Raw genomic sequence first — 23,630 nt, forward strand, 5'->3', positions numbered from 1 at the left:
CAATGGACAGTTGACAGTTGACAATTGTGATCAGCGTTGTTTTTTGGTGCTTTCGGTGGGTGTGGGCAGGATTGCAGAGGGAGTTCCTGTGGAGTTTGTTGGAGTAGGTGAAGGGGTGGGCAGTTGCCGCCTTCTTTCTTCCCTGCGTTTTTGTCCAATCAGGGCCCTGAGGAATTCCGAGAAGGTTTCAAAATCCTGCCGGTACACCAAACCTACAGCATTTATGTATTCCTGATCGGGATTTAAAAAGTTACGGTTGTTCAGCCTGTTGGATATCCTGGCTGTGAGACTACCATCCTTTTGCAGCAGGTAAAGCATTTCCACGTCACGCGTTACAGTATTGCCAATTATATTATAGTCATTTACATCGGCTCTTCTGTCGGTAACGCCCCCGGTAATAACCAGACGATCTTTGAGGAATCTGAAAGATGCACTTGCTTCGTTAAACGACCGGATATTGAGGTCGACAAAATTGAGGTTAAGCCATTGAGCCAATATGTTATTAAACTGATTAACAAAAAGTTCAGTTCCCGCACTAATTAATGTAGAGTTGACGGCCTGAACGTTTACTCCGCCACTATTTGGGGAGAACGACCTTCTTACGATTAAACTCAAAGCCTGGGTGTTCTTGTTGTTTACATCGTTAAAATAACTTTGAAGTTCGTCTTTTATATATGCATCTGAGGGGAAATTGATGTCGAAAGTAATGTCGGGGCGAGTCAGGTTTCCACTAAGGTTCATAATCGCTTCAGTATGAACCCGTCCCTCGTTAGCGGCCCGCCCTGCAGCCATATATAGAGGCCTGATGTCGGTCCTTAAAGAATAAACGGCCTTAAGATTAATCAGCGCATCGGCGGGGTCACCCGTCCAGCGGATGGAGCCGCCCTGGCTAAGATCGAATATTTTATTGATAAAGTCCTGGGCCGTAAGCTGAAATTTCCCACTGGAGATAAGATAATCGCCATACATTTCAAAATCACCCTGGCTGGTAATCTTAAGATTGATGGCAGCGTTTCCACGGCCATTTAATCTGCCAAGACTGGTAAATATATTTACGATAGAATTCTCATCAACGGCGAGGTCAATGTTGAGCACCAGGCCTGGAAGGAAGAAAGACTGGCTTTTAGGTGTGAACGTCGAATCCTTTGAAACGAAAGTAATGAAATCGTTCGTAGCAACCGTTTCGGAGGAATTAAGGGGGATATTAAACACCGTTCCTTCTTCGGTTTTGGCGTTAATATCAATCCTCATGTTATTGGTTGGACCTTTAAATCTGAAAACTCCGGTTGCATAGGCGGTGCCATAATAAAGAGGGTTGTCTTTAGCAGTGGTGTTCAAGGCCATAAAGTGGTTTGCGCGAATTGCAATATCAATGTTAGGATTCCCGGGATTCCGCATATCGACAGTGCCGTTGGCAGTGGCCTTATTGTTTTTCAGATCTGTTAACTCTAAATCGTTGATTTGTATGATACTGTTGCTTACAGATACTTCGTCGGTTATGCTGTAAGGGGTTTTAAGGTAATTTACTGTTAATTTCGCGTCTTTCAAACTTAGCGTTCCGTCGATCCGGGGGGCCAGTACATTTCCAGTTACATTAAGCCTGGCTGAAGCCAGTCCGCTTACGTTAGATACCAGATGCCGGATAAAAGGCTGAAAAATTACCAGTTGATTGTCCTCCATTAGCAGAGTCAGGTCCAGCGTGTTTTTTTCTGCCCCTGCGTCATAGGTCCCTTTTACATTCATAGTTTGTTCGCCATCCTTGGTAATGTCCATATTGACGTTTACCAGCTTGGTTTCGTTGTCGAGGTCGGCTACCAAGTTGAGGTCGCCGATGCTGGTATTGTTCATCGTTAATGAATCGATTTTAAGCTCCGATTCTATTTTTGGTCTTTTGGCTACCGACGACAGGATGATGTGGCCGTTCATTTCACCTGTCATAGATACACCTGCTCCTCTGGTTACGGGATTGAAAGTAGCAACTTTGAATTGTTTGAAGTCGGCTTTCAGTTTATCAAGAGGGTCGGACGAAATAACACCATCGATAGTTAATAACTGATTATCTCTGCTTAGTTCAAACTCTTGAACAAAGACCTTCCCCTTATCAAATCTGAACTTTACCTGTTCGGGTACCTTCCAGACCTCCTGGTTGATAATTATATCGGATGGGAGAATACTTAAGCGTGCTAAAGTGTCACTACCAAATTCAACCAGTGCGTTCAAGTCAAGCTGGTTTGTGGCATTTTTATCTGAAAGTTTCACGTTCAGCGCCAGGCTGTCGTTATGAAAGATGTTGGCGATGTTTATGTTTTTAATATACAGGCTGTCGGTAATATCGATCCGGTCGGCCGTAAGAAAGATGTTCAGCGCATTCCGGGAAGCAGACTCGTCAAGAATGAAGTTATTGATCCTGAGTTTTTTGTATTGAAGCAAAGGACTTGATCCGTTGAGCGCGGCGACACTATCCGCCGAAATAAAACGGCCATAAAAAACAGCTCCTTCCGGGATCTTCAGATCGGGCATAAACAGCATAGTAAAAGGAGCAAAGTCTTTTACTCTTAAATAGAAATTGAAGTTTTGCGAGCCTATCTTAATAGCGGATGTTTTTAATGACGGGATATAGCGTTTCACGATGGAGACAAAATAGGATGGCAGCGTGTTAAGGTCAATCTCACCCCGTAGGTTAGCCTCCAGTATGTCGGAGTTAACAGCGATTAAACGGTCGTTACCGGCGCCAGAGGCTGTAAGGCTGACAGCATTGACAAGCAAGGAGCTGTCGGGACTGGTAAGCCTGAGTTGGCTTAGTTCAAGGGTGCCCTCAAGATTATTTAAATTATTCCCCTTGAAGTTTGTCCTGAAATTAGCTTCAGCAACGAGTGTGTCTTTGGTGAACCCGAGCTTTCGGAGATTCGCATGACGTATGTCGGCATTGAAGTTGAATTCAGGTAGTTTTGGCCCCAAATTTATCATGCCGTCAAAGCCGAGCTTAAGATTCGGATCGTTTACTCCGATAATTCCTTTGAATATTTTGTTGCCTACGTTACCATCTACTTTGATGTTGGAGTACCTGTATCCTCTGAATTGGATATAGTCCGCCTTGAGATCAAGTTTTTCTTTCAATTGATTCAGGCGAAGGCCCTGACCCTTGATGCTGGCGCTAAGAGTAGCTCTTCCAAGATCTTTTTGTTCGAGCAACTCACCCAGATTGAAATCAATAGCTTTAATAGTCCCAGAGTATGCAGCTGCGCCGTTCAGGTTCACCCTGACATCCGGAATAATTCTGCCTAAACTTGTTTTGATTTCGCCCTTCGCCCTGAAGTTTTTTATAAAGCCTGCAAACCTGCCCTTGAAATTAACATTGCCGAGTTTTCCAGCGATAGGGGGAACAAGGCCAGACTGTCCGGATATTCCTTTTATGATTAAGTCTGCGTCTTTCTTATTCGTGAAAAGCTGCTGAACATTGAGATCCAAATAGGTTTTATTGATGTAAGGAAGTCCTTTAATATCAAAGTTTCCGCGGACGTACGTAGCCTGCCCCGCTTTAACTGAAAAATTACGGGCTTTGATATTATTAACGTAGCCACTTAAATTACCATTGACTCTGACACTGATATCCATATGGCGAAGAGCGTCAGTGAAAAAAGCAATATCTTTTGAATAAACGGTCGTGTTTTTTAAGTTGCCCCTGACGAATACCTTTTTAACAAAGTTATTGAAATCACCAAATCGTGAATACTTCATCAAAAGGTAGTTTCTGATCGTGCTATTGCCAGCCTGCAGTAATAATTTATTGAACTCCATGCTATTGCTGTCGATAACCGCATTGGTGGTTAGATTCTTTAAATAAAAGCCACTCTTTTCCCTGAAGCTCATATTCCGTATCCCTGCCTTGAAAATATGGTTTTTGGTATCGAGGTTCAGAACGGTTGTGTTGAGATTGAACAGAGAGACATCATTGAAGTTTATTCCCTTTATTGTATCGTTGCTGTTGAAGTTGCGGTATCTTAAAGCGGTATTGTTTAAAACGATCCTGTCGAAGGTAATATCGTAAGGCCTTTTAGAAGGTTTCTTTTTTGGCTTGGGTTTACCCGAGTCGAAATAGTTGATGATAAACTGCAGGTTGGTGGTTCCGTCTTTGTACTTTTTAAGGAAGAACTTTCCATTATCGAGCTGAGCCGTATTTACAGATACTTTGCGTAGGCGTATTGACAAAAGATTGAGATCGACACTGAACTTAGGAGCATATAATAAAGTATCTTTGTCGAGGTCCTGAAGGTAAAGGCCTTCCAGTACCACAGATTTAAACGGCTTGATATACAGAGAGCCAATATCTACTACCGTGTTCAGTTCTTTTGAAAGATATTTCGCGGTTCTCTTGGCAATATAGGTTTGTACAGGTTTAAACTGCAATGCAACAAAGAGGGATGCAATCAGCAGAATAATTACCGATAGCGTCCATAATGTTATTTTAAGTAGTTTTTTAATAGTTTTGCAGTTTAATTAATCACAACAATAAATAATATATCCGGTTTGGCTACAATTCTTGCTATTGAATCATCCTGCGACGAAACCTCTGCAGCTATCTGTATAGACGGTATAATGCGGTCTAATATTATCGCGACACAGGCGGTTCATCAAAAATATGGAGGGGTCGTACCGGAACTAGCCTCCAGGGCGCACCAACAAAATATTATTCCTGTCGTTCAGGAGGCTGTTGCGGCAGCAAAAATAAACAAAAAAGATATTGATGCAGTTGCTTTTACACGCGGGCCAGGTCTTTTAGGCTCGCTGCTTGTTGGTACCTCTTTTGCAAAGGCTTTTGCACTTGCAAATGATATACCTTTGGTTGAAGTAAACCACATGCAGGCCCATGTTCTGGCTCATTTTATTGATGATCCGAAACCTGCGTTTCCTTTCCTCTGTCTCACTGTTTCGGGAGGGCATACTCAAATTGTCCTGGTACGTGATTTCTTTAATATGGAAATTGTGGGTGAAACGAATGACGATGCCGCAGGAGAAGCTTTTGATAAAACAGCAAAAATTCTCGGCTTGCCCTATCCTGGCGGGCCGCTGATTGACAAATACGCCCGTGAGGGAAATCCTCTGGCATTCCCTTTTCCGGAACCACAGATTCCTGGTCTCGACTTCAGCTTCAGCGGGTTGAAAACATCTATTCTTTATTTTGTGAGGGACAGGCTAAAAGCAGATCCCGACTTTTTGAAGAATAATATGAACGACGTGTGCGCCTCTGTGCAGTACCGGATCATCACCATTTTAATTAATAAGCTGAGAAAGGCTGCAAAACAATATGGAATTAATGATATTGCCATTGCCGGCGGCGTATCGGCGAATTCAGGGCTTCGTGCTATGATGCAGGAGGCTGCAGAGAAATACAATTGGTCTGTTTTTATTCCTGCTTTTCAATATTGCACTGATAACGCTGCTATGATTGCTATTGCAGGGTATTATAAATATATGAACAAAGACTTTGCTTCACAGGATATTGCCCCTCTCGCACGAATGAACTTTTAACCTGAATTGAAATGCTGGTAACTACATTACTTTTTGTCGTTGTTTTTGCAGTCCCCTTGTTGGGCTTCTACTTTTACATTGCCCTTAAAGATAAGAATAAGCGGAAAATGATGGGGCTGTTAGTGATCATGCTCCTTTTCATTCTGGCGTCGGTGGTTGCCTATTTTGTGAACCGGGGAAAAGGCGTGTAGAACGACACAACCTGTGAGCGTAAAGAGAAAAAAAGCGGTCGTTATTGGTGCGGGTATTGCCGGCATCGCTTCAGCTATTCGTCTGAGGGCAAAAGGTTATGATGTAGACGTTTACGAGGCCAACTCTTATGCAGGTGGTAAATTATCTGAATTCGTGATTGAGGGATTCAGGTTTGATGCAGGTCCGAGTTTGTTCACGATGCCCCAGTATGTCGACGAACTTTTTCTTCTGGCTGGTAAAAAGCCCCCCGCATATTTCTCTTACCGCAAGCTTGATATTGTTTGCCGCTATTTTTATGAAGATGGAACGCGCATATCGGCCTGGGCCGATGAAGATAAATTTGCGTCTGAAATTGAAAATAAAACGGTTGATACAGCAAAGGCTATTAAGGCCTTCTTAAAGAAAAGCAGAAATATCTACGCAATTACACATCATGTTTTTCTCGAAAGATCACTTCATAAACTCGGCACCTATCTGCGCCTGCCGACGCTGATGTCATTTCTCCGGATGCCGGCTATTGATCCGTTCCGGACCATGAATGAAGCAAACAGCTCGTTTTTCAAGGACAGCAAAACTGTTCGTTTTTTTAACCGTTATGCCACATATAACGGGTCAGATCCTTACCGGGCGCCGGCCACTCTTAACATTATTCCTCATCTTGAACAACACTTTGGTGCCTGGTTTCCAGAGGGTGGAATGTACAGTATTACAAAATCTTTAGTAAAGCTTGCAGAAGACCTGGGTGTGAAATTTCATTACAACACACTTGTGCAGGAAATAATTGTTCGGGACGCACAGGCAAGGGGTGTTTTGATAAATGGCATGGTGGCGGAAGCAGATATTGTGATATCCAACATGGATGTGTGGTTTACCTATAAAAAGTTGTTAAAGGACCAGCTTCCTCCAAAACGGATATTAAAACAAGAGAGGAGCAGCTCCGCTTTAATTTTTTACTGGGGTATCCGGCATCGCTTCCCTGAACTTGACCTCCATAATATTTTCTTTAGCGAAAATTACAGGGAGGAGTTCAAAGCAATCTGGCAGGATGGGAAAATATATGAAGACCCGACTGTGTATGTAAACATCAGTTCTAAATATAACCCTGATGACGCTCCGCCGGGATGTGAAAACTGGTTTGTGATGATCAATGTGCCTTCTAATGTGGGGCAGGACTGGGATCGTTTGATTGCGGAGGCCCGAACGAATATTATTGCCAAGCTAAGCCGTAACCTAAAGATTGATGTGGAGGCGGTGATCTGTACTGAGAATATTCTTGATCCGAGAAGTATCGAGTCGCAGACTTTCTCATATTGTGGCTCTCTGTATGGTTCGGGCTCTAATAATCGTTTTTCAGCTTTTTTACGGCATCCTAATTTTACCGGCAAAATAAAGAAACTGTATTTCGCTGGAGGAAGCGTTCACCCTGGAGGCGGAATACCTCTTGCATTGCTTTCTGCTAAAATTGCAGTAAACAGCATCCGCTAAAAGCGCTTTGCCCGGCCCTGTCCAATACGGTAAATTCTCCTAAAATTTCAACACAACCCGGTTGGTAGCTGAATTTTTAATAACTTCGTGAAGTCTTTTTAGAACGATCAGAGATGCCGGAATTTTCTCATTTACACGTACATACCCAGTTTTCATTGCTCGACGGAGCGGCAGATATTTCAAAACTTTATAAGAAGGCCGCCGCAGATGGAATGAAGGCTCTTGCTATTACCGATCATGGTAACATGTTCGGTGTATTTAAGTTTGTAGCTGAAGCTGGAAAGCATAATGTGAAGCCAATTGTTGGCTGCGAATTTTATGTGGTAGACGACAGGCATAAAAAACAGTTTACTAAGGAGAACAGGGACGTTCGTTATCATCAGCTTTTTCTCGCCAAGAATGCGCAGGGATATAAGAACCTTGTGAAACTTTGCTCACTGGGGTATATGGAAGGTCTGTACAGTAAATGGCCGCGGATTGATAAGGAGCTTATACTGAAATATCATGAAGGGCTTATCGCCACCAGTTGCTGTATAGGAGCATCGGTTCCGCAGGCGATTCTGAAGAAGGGAGAAGAGGAAGCTGAGAAAGAATTTAAATGGTGGCTCGATCTGTTTGGCGATGATTACTATATTGAATTGCAGCGTCACAATATTCCTGAACAGCTGACCATTAACGAAACACTGCTGAAGTTTGCAAAAAAGCATAATGTGAAGGTGATCTGTTCAAATGATTCACATTATGTGGATCAGCAGGATGCGAACGCGCATGATATTTTGCTTTGTGTGAATACCGGCGATATGCAAAGCACGCCTATTGCAACCGACGAAGAAGGTGGGAAGGGGTATCGCTTCGGCTTTCCGAATGATCAGTTCTATTTTAAAACCCAGGCGGAAATGGCACAACTGTTTCACGATGTGCCACAATCTTTGGATAATACCAATGAGATTGTGGATAAAGTGGAGCATCTGAAGTTGAAGAGGGATATTCTTCTGCCCAACTTCCCCATACCTTCGGAGTTTAAGATACATGCTGATGATGTGCTGAACCAGTGGGAATATCTGAGACATCTGACCATGACTGGCGCGCGGCAACGATATCAGGATATTACTCCGGAAGTGCAGGAACGACTTGATTTTGAGCTGAACACGATTAAAATCATGGGCTTTGCAGGCTATTTTCTTATCGTATCTGACTTTATTAAGGCCGGCCGTGATCTGGGGGTGTTTATTGGGCCTGGTCGTGGTTCGGCTGCGGGATCTGTTGTTGCATACTGTATCGGGATCACTAATATTGACCCTATTAAATATAATCTCCTGTTTGAGCGTTTCCTTAATCCCGACAGGAAGTCGATGCCCGATATTGATACGGATTTTGATGATGAGGGCCGCCAGAAGGTAATTGACTATGTTGTAGATAAATATGGGAAAAACCAGGTAGCACAGATTGTCACCTATGGCTCTATGGCTGCGCGTACCAGCATACAGGATGTTGCCAGGGTGCTGGATGTTCCCCTGCCGGATGTTAATGCTTTAAAGAAACTGGTGCCCGATACACTCGGGATTACTCTTAAGGAAGCTTTTAACCAGGTTGACGAATTAAAAGAGATCTTAAAGGGCGATGACATCAGGGCCAAAGTATTAAGGGAAGCTGAGAAGCTGGAAGGCTCTATACGAAATACGGGCGTGCATGCTGCGGGAGTTATTATTGCTCCTGAAGACATTACCAATATTATTCCCGTTGCCACTGCAAAAGACTCCAGCTTGCTGATCACTCAGTTTGACGGAAGGGTGATTGAGGATGCAGGGGTTATTAAGATGGACTTTCTTGGTCTGAAAACACTGACCATCATCAAAGATGCCCTGCGTTTAATTAAACAGAATTATGGCGTTGAAATAGAGATAGACAATATTTCGCTCACTGACGAGAAAACGTTTGAGCTTTATCAGCACGGCGATACTAACGGGACTTTTCAGTTTGAAAGTGACGGAATGCAGATGTATCTGCGGGAGCTCAAGCCCGATAAGTTTGAGGACCTGATTGCCATGAACGCCCTTTACCGGCCGGGACCGATAGAGTATATTCCGAATTTTATTGCACGTAAGCATGGCCGGGAGCAGGTTTCATATGACCTGCCCGATATGGAGGAATACCTGGCGGATACTTACGGTATTACAGTATACCAGGAGCAGGTGATGCTTCTTTCTCAGAAGCTTGCTAACTTTACGAAAGGGGATGCCGACGTTTTGCGTAAGGCGATGGGAAAGAAGGACCGTAAAACACTCGATAAGCTAAAACCTCAGTTTATTGAGAATGCGAAAAAGAAGGGACATGATGAGAAAAAGCTGGAAAAAATATGGACCGACTGGGAAGCTTTTGCATCGTACGCATTCAATAAATCACACTCTACCTGTTATGCCTTCGTTGCCTATCAGACTGCTTACCTTAAAGCTCATTATCCTGCCGAATACATGGCAGCGGTGCTTAATAACCAGAATAATATTGAGAAGATCTCCTTTTTTATGGAGGAGAGCCGTAAGATGGGAATTCCGGTTCTTGGTCCGGACATTAACGAATCGGGACTTAGTTTTGGTGTGAACAAAAAGGGGGAGATCCGCTTTGGTATGTCTGGGGTTAAAGGTGTTGGTGAGAAAGCAGTTGAAAGTATTATTGAGGAGCGTGAAGCGAATGGACCATATGAGAATATTAATGACTTTGCACGGAGGGTAAATTCGAGAACGGTAAATAAAAAAGTATACGAGAATCTTGTTTATAGCGGGGCTTTTGATTGTTTCGGTTATCACCGAGCTCAGTTTTTCTTTAAGCCTGATAATTCTCCGTATAATGGCATAGAACGCCTGATTAAGTATAATAACGATTACCAGAACAGCTTGAACAGCTCTCAGGCTTCGCTATTTGGAGGAACCTCAGATGCAAACATACCCGAACCTCAGATGCCGGAATGTCCCGATTGGGGACTGCTTGATAAGCTGAAGTATGAAAAGGACATGATCGGCATTTACCTTACGGGCCATCCCCTGGATAATTACAAGTTTGAGCTTGATCATTTCTGCTCACATCAGATTAAGCATCTATCTCTGATCAATAAAGCGAAAAGCGGCGAGATGGTGGCGGCTGATGCGGAAGAATTTAACAAGATAAAGAATCGCGAGATCGTTATTGGGGGGCTTGTTTCGAATGCACAACACCGGACAACAAAAACAGGCAAGCCTTTTGGTTCGATGATGCTTGAGGATTATAGCGACTCTTTTGAGATCGTGATGTTTGGAGAGGAATACGTGAAACAGAAGTTGTTTTTCGCCGATGGATATTTCCTGCAGGTTAAAGGAATGATCTGTGAACGCTTCAGGCAAAAGGACAATTGGGAGTTCAAAGTTATTCAGATCACCCTGCTTTCTGACCTCAGGGATAAGATGGCACGGTGCCTTACTATTCAGTTGCCACTACATGAACTGTCAGAAAGTTTTATTACCGAAATGGATGGCATAGTGAAGGCGAATGAAGAACAAAATATCAACAGAAACTGTCAGCTTAAATTTGCAGTGTACGATTTGGAAGAAACTATCTCGATAGAGATGCCTTCTAAAAGCCTGAAAATATTTCCCAGTAATGAATTTCTTGAACAGCTGCATCTAAAGAACCTCACTTTCAAGCTCAATTAAAGAGCCCGGTATGATCGGGCAGGCGGCAGTATATTTTTTCATTTAGCTGTCACAATGTCGCAGTTGATTTGTGGTAAGGTTATTGTATATTTAACTTTGATTCTTAACCTGTAAATTATTAAAAAATGGCTATAGAAATAACAGATGCAAACTTTGAAGAAGTGGTGCTGAAATCTGACAAACCTGTATTGGTTGACTTTTGGGCTGAATGGTGCGGACCATGCCGCATGGTAGGACCTGTTGTTGAAGAATTATCTACAGAATATGCGGGTAAGGTAGTTGTGGGAAAAGTAAACGTGGATCATAATCCAGGCGTTTCCATGAAGTTCGGAATCCGAAATATTCCTGCGTTATTATTCTTTAAGAACGGAGAAATTGTAGATAAACAGATTGGTGCTGTTCCAAAATCGGTACTTTCTGATAAATTGAGCAAGCAACTCGCATAAGTTGAGAGACAGCAATTAGTATAGGCCGGCTTTTTTTAAAGCCGGTTTTTTTGTACCTTATGTTTACTACAGGAGAATAAGTTTTATGGTTGAAATGAAAGCTACTTCATTTTTCAGGGGCTTTCCTGACGGGGGATGGGAAGTGAATCTTGAGATACTGGCACGGCAGGTAGTAGAAGGGTTTATCACAGGTCTTCATAAAAGTCCTTTTCATGGTTTCTCTGTAGAATTTGCCGAACATCGTCTTTACAATAGCGGCGAGTCTGTGAAAAATATCGACTGGAAGCTGTATGGCCGCACAGATAAGCTATTTGTTAAACGCTTTGAAGAGGAAACTAATCTTCGGTGTCAGTTGGTAATTGACATCTCATCCTCCATGTATTATCCCAGCAGTGACTATAACAAATTTATCTTCTCTGCTTGTTCTGCTGCAGCATTAATGTACCTTTTTAAGAAGCAGCGCGATGCGTTTGGTTTAAGCTGTTTCTCTGATAAGCTCGAGTTCTCATCACCTGCTAAGTCTACTACAGTTCATCAGAAATATCTTTTTGCCGAACTTGAAAGAATGATGAAGCGGGACAGTCGGGGTACGAAAACAGATGTGGTTTCGGCTTTACATGAGATTGCAGAACTGTTGCACAAAAGGTCGATGGTCATAATATTCAGCGATATGCTTGAATCTGCTGTCTCTGCTGAACGGCAATCAGCCTTATTTGGAGCGCTCCAGCATCTGAAGCATAACAAACACGAAGTGATTGTATTTAACGTTCTTGACTTTAGTCACGAAGTTAAATTCGATTTTAAAAACCGGCCCTATCGTTTTACTGATGTAGAAACGGGGGAAGAAGTTAAGCTTCATCCTTTGGAGGTTAAGGAAAAATATGTCACATCGGTTGAGATTTACCGGAAAGAACTCCAACTTAAGTGTACCCAGTATCATATAGACCTGATAGATGCTGATATTTCAGCCGGCTTCTCACAGGTGTTGCAAGCCTATCTGATTAAAAGGAGCAGGATGCGTGCGTAATAGCAATAGAGATCTCTACTGTAGTTCCTTTATTTATTTCTGAATTTATTGCTACTGATATATTGTGAAAAGCCGCAATGCTTTTTACAATAGCAAGGCCCAGCCCATTGCTTTCATTGTCGGTGGAGTTTAATTTTTCAAAACGGTTGAATGCTTTTTCTATCAGGTAAGGACTCATTCCGGCTCCCTCGTCGGTGATTGAGATATTATAATAGCCATCTGAAATTTCGTCGCTTACGGTAATGCTGCCGTTTTGTTTGTTGTATTTAATCGCGTTGTTGATAATGTTGATAAATAATGTATGAATGAGCGTCTTGTTGCCATGGAAGCTAAAGTTGTGCTGAAGTGTGTTTATAAATTGAATTTCCTTTAAAGTAATTCGATCTTCCAGATCTTCCATAACATCTGCAAGGAGAGTAGGAAGCAGGATATGTTCATTTTTTTCATACTGATTATTCTCAACCTTAGAAATAAGCAGCAGACTGTTTATGATCGACTTCATCCTGTTGAGTGTTTTTAAAGAGGCCATGACTTTTGTTTCGGCAGCCTCTGAGATGTTTTCGTTTGATAAGATGTTTTCGAGCCGGCTTTTGATTACAGATACAGGAGTGAGCAGCTCGTGGGATACATTTGAGGTAAACTGCTTTTGCGTTAGAAATTGTTGTTTAAGTTTGTTCATAAGGGCATTAATGCTCTTATCGAGATGCTGAAAGTCTGTAGTTGTTGTTGGGATGCTTTCATGGTTGAAATGTAAAGGTTCGTTAACTTTATCGATCTTTTGCTCAATAATGCGGTAAAAGGGGGCGAGAAGGTAGCTTGTAAAAGCATAGTCAGTGATCAAAGTGAGTAATGCCATAAAGATCAGCGTTAAAAATGAGAAAAACAGGAACGTAGATTTTAATTGTTTTACGGCAGCCATGGTTTCTCCTATCTCAAGGCGATAGTAATCGGCGCCATATCTTAGCTGGCTTGTAAATATGAGGTAATCGCCTTTGGAACCCTCGATCTCGCGTTGCCCCACGCTGAATTTCCCGACGTGCCCTGCTTTGAAAGTCATAGGCGCGGTTTTAGTTAAAATAATATACTCTTCTTTTAGGATATTATAATCAGTAAACGTTTTTTCTGCTTCAAGCAGATCAGCAATTTCTTCGGACGATAAATTTCTGACAAGTTTTTCGCGCTTGTCAAGTATCCTGTTTTTAAGGTGGCTTAAGGATATTCTATCAAGCACGATAATAATAAGGATAGTAAGTATAGTAATAATTGCTGCTTTGACGAAAAGATTATACAGGATAAGCTTAATGTGAAGTTTCATTCCCCTAGAGATTGATTCGGTATCCTACGCTGCGAACGGTTTCCAGCCATTCTACTGTTGAATATGGTAATAGTTTCTTTCGCAGATTTTTGATATGTACGTTGATGAAGTTTGAATCGGAGTTAATTTCGAGGATATCGCCCCAGACATGTTCGGTTAAGCTTGTACGTGGAATTACTCTGTTTTTATTTAGAGTAAGATAGTATAATATTTCAAACTCCTTATTTGTCAGTGCGATCCGTTGATCGTTGAACGACAAAGTTCTGTTTTCTATGTCGAGAACAAATTCGTGTAAATTGATTTTATTTTTGCCTAACCTGTGTTTTCTTCTGGTAATGGCATGCATGCGGGCTAGAAGCTCTGAAAGGGCAAATGGTTTGGGAAGATAGTCATCTGCTCCCTCCTCCAGCCCATTTACCCGGTCGTTAATTGCATCACGGGCGGTAAGGATAATGACAGCATCGTCGCGGTCAGGCAGGTTTCTCAGCTGTTTAAGTAATTCAAAGCCATTGCCATCGGGAAGGCCCAGATCAAGAAGGATAAAATCGTAGTTGTTGACAAAGATTTTTTCCTCTGCAGATGCTTTTTTCCAGGCATGCTCTGTCAGGTAACCTTCCTTAGCGAGGAACTCAGCTATTTCCAGGGCGAGAGTCCTTTCGTCTTCTATGATCAGCACATTCATTTATTTGGTAAATCTAGACAAAAATTGATGTAATAAAACGATAGTTTAGGACATCTGTTAGAGATTATATTTGAGTAATTATCATACTTTTAGACATAGATGCTAACTTAGCATTGTAATTTTATATTTTATTTATGAGGATTCCTATTGAGAGAGTACCTGTTAAAGTTTATCCGGATTCTAAAAGGGTTATTGCCCGGTTTTTTTTTAATGGAGAAGAGCGGGCGAAAGAGATTATACAGCGGGTAATGGCAATTGATGAAGATGAGATTTTTGGAATCGTATCTCCGATATTACAGGAGTATTCAAAAAGACATCGTAATATCACAAAGCTTCTGCACCGGCACTGCAATAAGCTGAAATATTTATTCGATCAGTTGAATATTGATTATGACGAGGTAAAACCATATCGCCGTCTGTTAATAGGATCGTTCTTCACTCACGAATATTCTATTGAATCTGCAGCCTTCTTTAACCCATCTATTGTAGAAGACCCTGATCAGACCGACCTGGAAGATGGTGAAAAGCGGCTTATAATAAGCTTCAGAGCTGTGGGCGAAGGACATATCTCTTCTATTGTTTTCAGGAGAGCGTTGATAGATAAACAGAACAATATTCATGTAATTCCGGTAGGTAATTATATTGACGAAGCGGAGGTAATCCGCAATGCAAAATATAACAAGCGGCTCTTTTTCGAAAAGGCTGCGGCTTCTTTAATCGATGTAGAAGTGCTGGCTGATGTAGAGAAACGCCTGGACGACTATTTTGAGTACGCCACTCTACGAAAGTTGATCACAGAATTACAGCGTGTGGAAGAGGATGATTATAGAAAGCTGCAATATGAAAAGATGCTGTGGCTGTCGGATTCGTATTATGAAATGGTTTTTTCGCTCGACACAGATATTACAGACCGTGTGATTTTTCCGTTTTCTGAGCTTGAACGAAAAGGAATTGAGGATGCCAGATTTGTAAAGTTTATCGAAGATGATGGACGATCAATCTATTATGCTACTTACACTGCTTTTGACGGCTCTCTTATAATGCCTAAACTGCTCGAGACCAGGAATTTTTATGATTTCAAAATCCGGCCGTTATACGGAAACGGAGCGCAGAACAAAAATCTGGCTCTTTTTCCGAGGAAAATTAAGGGCAATTACGTCATGATGTCGCGTATTGACGGGTGGAATAACTATATTATGTATTCAAAAAATATCACCGTGTGGGAAAAACCTATCCTGCTACAATCACCAAAGTATAGCTGGGAGTTTGTCCAGATTGGCAACTGCGGATCTCCAATTGAAACGGAACATGGGTGGCTGGTAATAACACATGGGGTAGGCCCTATGCGACGTTACTGTCTTGGAGCAAGTTTGTTCGATCTTGAAGATCCGCAGGTGGAAATAGGTCGGCTGAAAGAGCCTTTGCTTGTTCCTAATCCCGATGAACGTGAGGGATATGTTCCGAATGTGGTGTACTCATGCGGTTCTATTATTAATAACGGGAAGCTTATAATTCCTTATGGTTTATCTGACTATTCATCTTCATTTGCGATGGTTGATTTGGAGTCACTTATTGATAAGCTGAAGAGCGATAGCAAATCCTGAATCCTTTAATTTTCCAAAACTTTTTGATAAGCCTTAATATAATCGCTTACCATTTTTTCTTTTGAGAACCGGGATGCTGCCCATTTATGGCAGGCAGACCGGTTGATCTTAGGTATTTCGTGCACCGCCTCTATTGCCTCCTCAGGAGAATTGGCCAGGAAGCCAGTTTCTTCGTGTTTGATGAGTTCTGGCATTGAGCCTTTGTTAAAGGCGATCACCGGCGTGCCGCAAAGCATAGCTTCTGCTACACTCATCCCAAACGGTTCTTTAAAATTTATAGGGTGAAGCAAGGCACTGGCATTGCCCATCAGTATGTTACGCTCTTCGGGGCCTGCTGATCCGATAAATTGGATCTGGTCGCCAAGATAAGGCTTTACATGGGTTTCGTAATAGTTACTGTCCTGAATGATTCCCGCGATAATGAGCCTTCTTTTGGTACTCATTGCTATTTGAATTGCTTCCGCTGTCCCCTTATCATGGTGTATACGTCCGAAATAGAGAAGATAGTCCTCCGGCGTATTATTGAAGGTGAATTCTGCCGTATTGATTCCGTTATATACCGTTGCCAGGTAATCGAGCTCGCGGCTCCTGTCGGCATTGCTGATCGATATATAGTGACTGGTTTTATTATACTTTTTGAATACAGGAACTATTTTATGTGAGGAGAATCCATGAATAGTAGTAATCATGGGAGGCGCTATTAATCGAGACCAGGTAAGGGGAAGGAAGTCAAAATGGTTATGAATAATATCAAAACGAGATGCTTTCTCCATAAGATTACTTATATGAAGACACTCGAGTACCTTTGCATCCTGTTCCTTGTCTTCTTCATACCCGCGCTGAGCTACGAAATCAAGCTTCGCAGTGGTTAATGAGTCTCCTGTAGCAAAAAGAGTAACATCAAAGCCAGAGCTAACCAGTCCTTCGGTAAGATTAGAGGCTATTTGTTCCCATGGGCCATAGTGCCGGGGTGGTGTTCTCCAGGCTACAGGAGCAAGTACTGCAATTCTCATTTGCGATTATTTGGCGGTATATGCGGTTCCGGCATCATTTTCGGCCGGAGGACGCTCACTAACATTTCCAGTTATTTGCTATAAACTGGCTTATGACGTTTTTCTGGTGATTTATATTCCGCAGGCATTTCGTCGAGCGCTTTCAAAACGGTGAGGTGAGAAATGAGGTAAGCAAGGGTGCTTTCCGCGCCCTGGTTCCTGTTAAGCTTACCTTTCTGAAGACCGTCGCAACATCCCCTTGTTTCCGGATCGTACAGTGGTACCCGTAACTTATTATAGCCATGGAACCACATGAAGCAAAGATTCATTTTACGAAGCATCTCGGGGTTTTGGGTTAAGTGATATGCCTGATAGTACAGGAGTACCATGCCCATGGTTTCGATTGCCTGCTGATCGAAAACCGGCACGGGCTTACCCTTATGGAGCCATCCATCATTACCCACAGGGCTAAAGCAGTTGTCTTGAAATGTTACTTTTTCAAGGAAAACCATGGATTCGAATGCGGTATTTTTCACTTCTTCATTTGCAGTGATCTCTGCCGAATGCATAAGCGCAAGCGGCAGGATCGCATTGTCGTAGGTCATTACGTCCTCAAACCACTGCCAGTTATTTTTATTGTCTTTCTTGTAAGCGCTGACAATGTAGGATGTAAGTCTGTCGAGTTCACTCATCATTCTTTCATCTGATGGATGGGCTTTGAGATAAAGTGAAATGCCTATCAAGGTGTTGGCGGCTCCCCGCAGATATTTTAAATCTTTAAAATGAGGGATTGAATGCTTGAATAGCTCCTGTCCGAACTCCCGATAGGAATTATTAGGCGCAGAATTTATAAGAAAGCCGAGTGCCCATATGGTGCGGCCAAACGAATCTTCGGATCCCTTTTCATCCAGATAGTTGCGATTAAAGCTTAAAAAGTTACGGAAGTAACCATCCTCGCGTTGCATGTAATGAATGTAACTAAGATAGACAGGAATAAGCTCAATAGGTTCTTTACTCTGAAACTGCTGATTCGCCATCAGCATCAGGATAAGTGCGCGGGCATTGTCGTCAAGGCAATATCCTTCTTTGAAGTTTGGAATGCCGTATTTTGCATGTTGCATTAGTCCGGTGTAATCAGTCATCCGCCGGATATGCAACAGGCTGAACGCTGGCAGCTCGTCGTTTTCGGGCAGGCCAATTTTCGTTTTTCTATATATCGGCTTGCTGATTGCCTGGGTAAGAAGATTGATATAGTCGCGACCGATGTTAGGCCACTTGAGGTGTTTACCGTAATGAAGAGCGTTACTTCTCAATCTGTTTATCTTCGTTTCGTTGTCAAGAAGTTCTGTAATTATTTCGGCTAACGCGTTAAAGTCTTTAAAGTTAAATAGCCTGCCTCTGTTATCATCCAGTAATTCCTGTGCATGCCAGTAGGGGGTTGAGACTACAGCTGCCCCTGCACCAATAGCATATGAAAGGGTTCCGCTTGTAATTTGCGCTTCGTTCAGATACGGAGTCACATATATATGGCAGGCTGCCAGGAATTGTATAAGCTCTTCTTCTGCTACGAACTTATTGATAAAATGCAGATGATTTCGTACGCCCAATTTTTCTGCGAGTTGCTGGAGCGATTCACGGTATTCTTCTCCTGAGCTTTTTAACACGCCCGGATGGGTGTTCCCGAGGATCACATAATTGACGTCGGGGTGCTTGTCAATAATTATGGGCAGTGCTTTTATCACCGTTTCTATTCCTTTGTTGCGGCTGAGAAGACCAAATGTAAAAAGCGTTCTTTTATCCTTAAAAGGCTCTAAAGCAGTCACAGGATTTTTGGCAGGTAGTGCCATGTCGGGAACCCCATGCTCTATTATTTTAATTTTATCTTCTGATATACCATATATGGAGGTAAGAAATTGAACGGCCCGCTTGCTCATTACGACTATGTGGGCCGAATACTTTGAAATTTCTCTTGTTATAAGCTTTTGAACATAACTGGGTTCCCGAAGTACGGTGTGAAGTACTGTAATGACCGGTATTTCAAGCCCGGCTAGAAGCGATAGTATGTATATCCCGCTTTCTCCTCCGAAGATTCCGAATTCATGTTCAACGATGCATGCGTCCGCTCCGCTCTTATTGATATACTCTGCCGCGGCCGTATAGTCCCGTTGCCTCTCCTGCCTGATGACAAACTTAACTTCAGGAGGATAATCGTATTGCTTTTTATCAGATGATTCATTTATAGCTACGACGAATGTGCTTTCTGCGGCCTTTTGATGAGGGAAGTTTGAATTAATTGCCTGGATCAAATTGTGATTGAATGTGGCAATCCCACATTGTCTGGGCAAATAAGTTGATATATAAGCTATTTTCATCCTTGGTCAAGTGTTAAGGGTAATCTGCTTTTTATTAAACCGTTTATTTCAGAGATTTGTTTTGGTTAACGGTAGGGAGCAGAAGGGTATTTGCAGGAATTGAAATCTTAAAAGGGATTTTGTTGTTAATTAAGAAACGCTTTTAAGATGAACGATAAAACAGAAGTGATTCACGGCCATGTGGTTAATCAAATTATCAATGACGACGGGATATTCCCAAATAACCCGACTTTGCCGGTAATGGTGTATAAGGGTGCTATCCAGCTTCATCCTGATGATGAGCCGGAATGTATCCTTGCATTGTTTGAGAAGAATAACTGGAAAAATGGATGGAAAAATGGTATTTATGATTATCACCATTACCACAGCAACACACATGAGGTACTTGGAATCTTTTGTGGCGTGGCGGATGTTCAATTGGGTGGTCCCGAAGGGATTTGCGTAGAGCTTAACCGGGGGGATGTGGTTGTTCTGCCGGCTGGAGTTGCTCATAAAAGCCTAAGTTCCAGCGACGATTTCCTTTGCGTGGGAGCTTACCCGGCAGGAGCTGAATATGACATTAATTATGGAGAGGAAAATGAAAGAGCAAGGGCTATTGAAAACATCAGTAAGGTAAAGGTACCTCTCTTAGACCCCGTTTATGGAGAAAGTGGCCCATTGCCTGAACATTGGAATTTTCAGCATCAAAAATAAATAAGCCTTATCTTGTAAGTTTTTTAACTGTTATGAAATTTATTATCTTTATTGCATTTTTATAATTATATAGTTGGTGAAGTTTTCGACTTTTTCAGATATTTGGTCAAAAAAAGACAAAAAAAATACCAAAAAAAAGCAAATAATCAGATAAATGAACTTTACTTTTACAAAAAATTAACTTCACCTTAATGCGTAAAAAATTACAAGATAGAGTCCTTTCTTTTACAGAAGCATTAGAAATTAAAAGAAAGGGAATGTATCCATATTTCAGGCCTATTGAGTCAGGGCAGGATACGAAGGTGTTTATAAATGGCAAGGAAGTTTTGATGTTTGGTTCTAATTCGTATCTCGGGTTAACCAGTCACCCGAAGATAAAGGAGGCATCAAAAAGAGCGATTGATAAATATGGAACAGGATGTGCGGGGTCAAGATTTCTTAATGGCACATTGGACATTCATCTTGAGCTGGAGAGACGCCTTGCTCAATATGTAGGTAAAGAGTCGTCGGTAATTTTTAGTACAGGCTTTCAGGTGAATCTGGGAGTGTTGTCGTGTATTACAAACCGGAATGATTATCTCATCCTCGACGAATATAATCATGCTTCAATTATAGATGGAAGCCGCCTGTCTTTTTCCCGTACTATAAAGTATGCGCATAACGATATGAATGACCTTAGGGCGAAGCTAAGCCTTTTGCCCGAAGATGCAGCCAAAGTAATAGCAGTAGACGGGATATTCAGTATGGAGGGTGACATTGTTAAACTTCCGGAGATTGTTGATTTGGCTAATGAATTTGGCGCTAATATATTCGTTGATGATGCTCATAGCCTGGGAGTAATAGGATTAAACGGGGCAGGAACAGCGTCGCACTTTAACCTTACAGATGAGGTGGACCTTATTATGGGAACATTCAGTAAGTCCCTTGCTTCGTTAGGTGGATTCATTGCAAGCGATGAAGCAACTATCGATTACATCAGGCATCGTGCACGTTCTTTACTTTTTAGTGCAAGTATGACGCCAGCATCAGTAGCAAGTGTACTCGCGGCGTTGGATATAATAGAGGAAGAACCATATATCATAGATAAGCTATGGGATAACACGAACTACGCCAAAAAGCTTCTTTTGGAATCTGGTTTTGATCTTGGGGCTACAGAAAGTCCGATATTGCCAATATACATCAGGGATAATGACAAAACCTTCCAGGTAACTAATTTGCTTCAGGAGTACGGTGTGTTTGTCAATCCTGTTGTTTCACCAGCAGTGCCTTCAGACTCGTCGCTGCTTCGGTTCTCACTTATGGCAACCCATACTTTTGAACAAATTGAAGAAGCGGTAGAAAAGCTTTCTATGGCTTTCAGGAAAGTGGAGGTTTTTGCCTTTAAGTAATAAAAATGAAACAGGTAAGACCGATTGATGTACATAAAGAAGTAAAGAGCTTTATAGATTTCCCCCATGATTTATATAAGAGTGATCCGAACTATGTTCCGGAGCTTTATGTAGCACAAAGAGATTTGCTTACCCCTGGTAAACATCCTTTTCATGATCATTCTAAAGTTCAGTTGTTTCTGGCGAGTGATGGAAAGGTTACTACAGGCAGAATAGCTGCGATACTGAACAACAATCATAACGCTTTCAGTAATTCGAGCGACGGCTTTTTCGGCTTTTTCGATTGTATAAACGATCAGGAAACCGCCGACATGCTTTTCGGAGCGGCTGAAAAATGGCTTAAGGAAAATGGTGCGAATACGATCATCGGGCCCGAAAACTTCTCAACTAACGAAACATTAGGGTTACTGATCGAGGGATTTGATAGTCCTCCGGTTGTTATGATGCCTTATAATGCACCTTACTACCGTCAGTTGCTGGAAAAGGCAGGCTTTAAGAAGAAAATTGACCTTCTGGCCTATGATGTACCGTATGATACGCATAATGATCGATCTGTAAAGTTGTTAGACACGCTTGAGGAAAGGTTGAGAAGAAGGAATATCGTGATTCGCAAGATCAGTATGAAGAGTTTTTGGGAGGATGCGAAGAAGGCGAGAGACGTATATAACGAGGCGTGGGGCGATAACCTGGGTTTTGTGCCCATGACGGAGAAAGAATTTCATCACATGGCGAAAGATCTAAAGATGATACTGAATCCGGATTTTTGTCTTATTGCCGAGCAGGAAGGTAAGTTTGTTGGCTTCGCTCTTGGTGTGCCGGATATTAATCAGATCCAGATCAAAATAAAAAGGGGACGACTGCTGCCTTTTGGAATTTTTAAACTTCTTACTGGGATGAAGAAAATCGACCGGTTGCGTGTGATGATTCTGGGCGTAGTTGACGGTTATCGAAAGTCGGGAATTGAGGCCTGTCTCTATGGAACTATTATAAAAAACGCGAGGAAGAACAACATTAAAGGCGCGGAATGTTCCTGGATGCTTGAGGATAACTATTTGATGAATAATGCCATCGAACAAATAAACGGTGTTGTATATAAGAAATACCGGATATTTGAGAAATCCATATGAGCTTGTTATGAGTATTAACGAAAGTTCGCCAGCCGTACTAAGGGGGTACTGATCGTTGCGTTATGGATAAGAAATAATTTATTTGAATGAAAAAGCGGGTGTTAATTACAGGAGCTTCTGGCTTTGTTGGTTTTCATCTTATTGAAAAAGCCCTGCAGCAGGAGATGGAAGTTTTTGCAGCTGTACGGCCTTCAAGTAAGGTAGAACATTTAATGTCCCTTCCGGTAAAGTTTATTACCCTTAATCTATCAGATAAGGCTGTGTTAAAGTCGCAGCTAGAAGAGAATCAGTTTGATTATATCATTCACGGAGCGGGGTTAACGAAGGCTAAAACACAGCAGGAATACGATTATGTAAACGCCTTGCTTAGCCGTAACCTCGCCGAAGCGGCAAGTACAGCAAGTATTCCCCTGAAGAAATTTGTCTTTATCAGCAGTTTGGCAGCACAGGGTCCTTTGAACGAAAGTTCAGGGATCATTGAGTCTGACGGTCCTGCACATCCGGTGACAGCGTATGGCAGAAGTAAACTGCTCGCGGAAGAATATCTGAGCCATGTGGAGTCTCTGCCACTCGTTGTTCTCCGTCCCACTGCGGTTTACGGTCCCAGGGAACAGGACATCTATATATTAATAAGTTCGATTGCCAGGGGGCTGGAGCCCTATATTGGACGGCTAGAGCAGAAGTTGAGCTTTATTTATGTCAAAGATCTTGCTGATGCTGTTGTTCTGGCACTTCAATCTGAGAAAGCAGGACCGGATGCTTATAACGTTTCTGACGGTAGGGTGTATGATAGGTATGCCCTGGCAGATATTGTAAAACGGCATCTCGGAAAGAGCACGCTGAAGTTTCATCTCCCAACTGGCATAGTGGCAGTACTGGCGTCACTTATGGAAGGAATTTACAGCTTTAGCAAGAAGACGCCCGCTCTGAACAAAGAAAAGCTAAATGAACTTAGTGCCGTGAACTGGTCGTGTAGTATCGGGAATATACAAAGAGATCTGAATTTTATTCCGGCTTACGATTTGGAGAGAGGACTAGCAGAAACACTTGACTGGTATAAAACAAATAAATGGATTTAGAAGTATTGCGTTTCAG

16 protein-coding genes are annotated in these 23,630 nt (G+C 42.2%); 11 read left to right on the forward strand and 5 right to left on the reverse strand.

Features of this window, described 5'->3' with window-relative positions; all coding sequences use genetic code 11:
• Positions 1 to 30 precede the first annotated feature (30 nt).
• Complete coding sequence (locus BDE36_RS04820; RefSeq protein ID WP_141813951.1) at positions 31 to 4,407, reverse strand: translocation/assembly module TamB domain-containing protein; 4,377 nt, start codon at positions 4,405 to 4,407, stop codon at positions 31 to 33.
• A 120-nt stretch (positions 4,408 to 4,527) separates the two neighbouring features.
• Between BDE36_RS04820 and tsaD the strand changes: the two genes are divergently transcribed.
• From tsaD to BDE36_RS04850, 6 genes are all read left to right on the forward strand, one after another.
• Positions 4,528 to 5,529 carry a tRNA (adenosine(37)-N6)-threonylcarbamoyltransferase complex transferase subunit TsaD gene (gene tsaD / locus BDE36_RS04825; protein WP_128769746.1) on the forward strand — a complete coding sequence of 334 codons (1,002 nt, stop codon included), beginning with the start codon at positions 4,528 to 4,530 and terminating at the stop codon, positions 5,527 to 5,529.
• A gap of 11 nt (positions 5,530 to 5,540) precedes the next feature.
• Positions 5,541 to 5,720 (forward strand): hypothetical protein, encoded by a 180-nt coding sequence (locus BDE36_RS04830; protein WP_128769745.1) that lies wholly within the window; start codon positions 5,541 to 5,543, stop codon positions 5,718 to 5,720.
• Positions 5,721 to 5,733: 13 nt separating this feature from the next.
• A complete protein-coding gene (gene crtD, locus BDE36_RS04835; protein ID WP_128769744.1) occupies positions 5,734 to 7,206 on the forward strand; it encodes a 1-hydroxycarotenoid 3,4-desaturase CrtD in 1,473 nt (490 codons plus the stop codon).
• Positions 7,207 to 7,319: 113 nt separating this feature from the next.
• Positions 7,320 to 10,889, forward strand: a complete 3,570-nt coding sequence (dnaE, locus tag BDE36_RS04840; RefSeq protein ID WP_128769743.1) for a DNA polymerase III subunit alpha — start codon at positions 7,320 to 7,322, stop codon at positions 10,887 to 10,889.
• A gap of 125 nt (positions 10,890 to 11,014) precedes the next feature.
• Entirely contained in the window at positions 11,015 to 11,335 is a 321-nt protein-coding gene (trxA, locus tag BDE36_RS04845; RefSeq protein WP_128769742.1) for a thioredoxin, read from the forward strand.
• 94 nt (positions 11,336 to 11,429) lie between these two features.
• The gene (locus tag BDE36_RS04850) at positions 11,430 to 12,362 is read left to right on the forward strand and encodes a DUF58 domain-containing protein (RefSeq protein WP_128769815.1); all 933 of its coding nucleotides are present in this window, start codon (positions 11,430 to 11,432) and stop codon (positions 12,360 to 12,362) included.
• Here BDE36_RS04850 and BDE36_RS04855 read toward each other — a convergent pair.
• Complete coding sequence (locus tag BDE36_RS04855; RefSeq protein WP_128769741.1) at positions 12,337 to 13,677, reverse strand: sensor histidine kinase; 1,341 nt, start codon at positions 13,675 to 13,677, stop codon at positions 12,337 to 12,339. The two genes, BDE36_RS04850 and BDE36_RS04855, sit on opposite strands and share 26 nt — an antisense overlap.
• 4 nt (positions 13,678 to 13,681) lie before the next feature.
• A complete protein-coding gene (locus tag BDE36_RS04860; RefSeq protein ID WP_128769740.1) occupies positions 13,682 to 14,359 on the reverse strand; it encodes a response regulator transcription factor in 678 nt (225 codons plus the stop codon).
• Positions 14,360 to 14,493: 134 nt separating this feature from the next.
• Here BDE36_RS04860 and BDE36_RS04865 point away from each other — a divergent pair, with 134 nt between their 5' ends.
• Positions 14,494 to 15,963: a glycoside hydrolase family 130 protein gene (locus BDE36_RS04865; RefSeq protein WP_128769739.1), complete on the forward strand. Its 1,470-nt coding sequence runs from the start codon at positions 14,494 to 14,496 to the stop codon at positions 15,961 to 15,963.
• Positions 15,964 to 15,968: 5 nt separating this feature from the next.
• Here BDE36_RS04865 and BDE36_RS04870 read toward each other — a convergent pair whose 3' ends face one another.
• On the reverse strand, positions 15,969 to 16,976 hold the full coding sequence (locus BDE36_RS04870) for a glycosyltransferase family 4 protein (protein WP_128769738.1): 1,008 nt from the start codon (positions 16,974 to 16,976) through the stop codon (positions 15,969 to 15,971).
• A gap of 71 nt (positions 16,977 to 17,047) precedes the next feature.
• A complete protein-coding gene (locus BDE36_RS04875; RefSeq protein ID WP_128769737.1) occupies positions 17,048 to 19,327 on the reverse strand; it encodes a glycosyltransferase family 4 protein in 2,280 nt (759 codons plus the stop codon).
• Between the two features lie 147 nt (positions 19,328 to 19,474).
• Between BDE36_RS04875 and BDE36_RS04880 the strand changes: the two genes are divergently transcribed.
• The 4 genes from BDE36_RS04880 (at position 19,475) to BDE36_RS04895 (ending at position 23,614) form a co-directional block, all read left to right on the forward strand.
• Positions 19,475 to 20,020 (forward strand): cupin domain-containing protein, encoded by a 546-nt coding sequence (locus tag BDE36_RS04880; protein ID WP_202616912.1) that lies wholly within the window; start codon positions 19,475 to 19,477, stop codon positions 20,018 to 20,020.
• Positions 20,021 to 20,211: 191 nt separating this feature from the next.
• Positions 20,212 to 21,408: a serine palmitoyltransferase gene (gene spt, locus BDE36_RS04885; protein ID WP_128769736.1), complete on the forward strand. Its 1,197-nt coding sequence runs from the start codon at positions 20,212 to 20,214 to the stop codon at positions 21,406 to 21,408.
• Between the two features lie 5 nt (positions 21,409 to 21,413).
• On the forward strand, positions 21,414 to 22,535 hold the full coding sequence (locus tag BDE36_RS04890) for a hypothetical protein (RefSeq protein WP_128769735.1): 1,122 nt from the start codon (positions 21,414 to 21,416) through the stop codon (positions 22,533 to 22,535).
• Between the two features lie 86 nt (positions 22,536 to 22,621).
• Entirely contained in the window at positions 22,622 to 23,614 is a 993-nt protein-coding gene (locus tag BDE36_RS04895) for an NAD-dependent epimerase/dehydratase family protein (RefSeq protein WP_128769734.1), read from the forward strand.
• The last annotated feature ends 16 nt before the right edge of the window (positions 23,615 to 23,630 follow it).

Source organism: Arcticibacter tournemirensis (assembly GCF_006716645.1).
Classification (GTDB): domain Bacteria; phylum Bacteroidota; class Bacteroidia; order Sphingobacteriales; family Sphingobacteriaceae; genus Arcticibacter; species Arcticibacter tournemirensis.

Excerpts from the sequence above, each read along its gene's own strand:
- BDE36_RS04875 (WP_128769737.1), bottom strand. The coding sequence starts at position 19,327 with ATGAAAATAGCTTATATATCAACTTATTTGCCCAGACAATGTGGGATT.
- BDE36_RS04895 (WP_128769734.1), top strand. The coding sequence starts at position 22,622 with ATGAAAAAGCGGGTGTTAATTACAGGAGCTTCTGGCTTTGTTGGTTTT.
- BDE36_RS04860 (WP_128769740.1), bottom strand. The coding sequence starts at position 14,359 with ATGAATGTGCTGATCATAGAAGACGAAAGGACTCTCGCCCTGGAAATA.
- BDE36_RS04870 (WP_128769738.1), bottom strand. The coding sequence starts at position 16,976 with ATGAGAATTGCAGTACTTGCTCCTGTAGCCTGGAGAACACCACCCCGG.
- BDE36_RS04890 (WP_128769735.1), top strand. The coding sequence starts at position 21,414 with ATGAAACAGGTAAGACCGATTGATGTACATAAAGAAGTAAAGAGCTTT.
- spt (WP_128769736.1), top strand. The coding sequence starts at position 20,212 with ATGCGTAAAAAATTACAAGATAGAGTCCTTTCTTTTACAGAAGCATTA.
- BDE36_RS04830 (WP_128769745.1), top strand. The coding sequence starts at position 5,541 with ATGCTGGTAACTACATTACTTTTTGTCGTTGTTTTTGCAGTCCCCTTG.
- BDE36_RS04880 (WP_202616912.1), top strand. The coding sequence starts at position 19,475 with ATGAACGATAAAACAGAAGTGATTCACGGCCATGTGGTTAATCAAATT.
- trxA (WP_128769742.1), top strand. The coding sequence starts at position 11,015 with ATGGCTATAGAAATAACAGATGCAAACTTTGAAGAAGTGGTGCTGAAA.
- BDE36_RS04855 (WP_128769741.1), bottom strand. The coding sequence starts at position 13,677 with ATGAAACTTCACATTAAGCTTATCCTGTATAATCTTTTCGTCAAAGCA.
- BDE36_RS04850 (WP_128769815.1), top strand. The coding sequence starts at position 11,430 with ATGAAAGCTACTTCATTTTTCAGGGGCTTTCCTGACGGGGGATGGGAA.
- BDE36_RS04865 (WP_128769739.1), top strand. The coding sequence starts at position 14,494 with ATGAGGATTCCTATTGAGAGAGTACCTGTTAAAGTTTATCCGGATTCT.
- dnaE (WP_128769743.1), top strand. The coding sequence starts at position 7,320 with ATGCCGGAATTTTCTCATTTACACGTACATACCCAGTTTTCATTGCTC.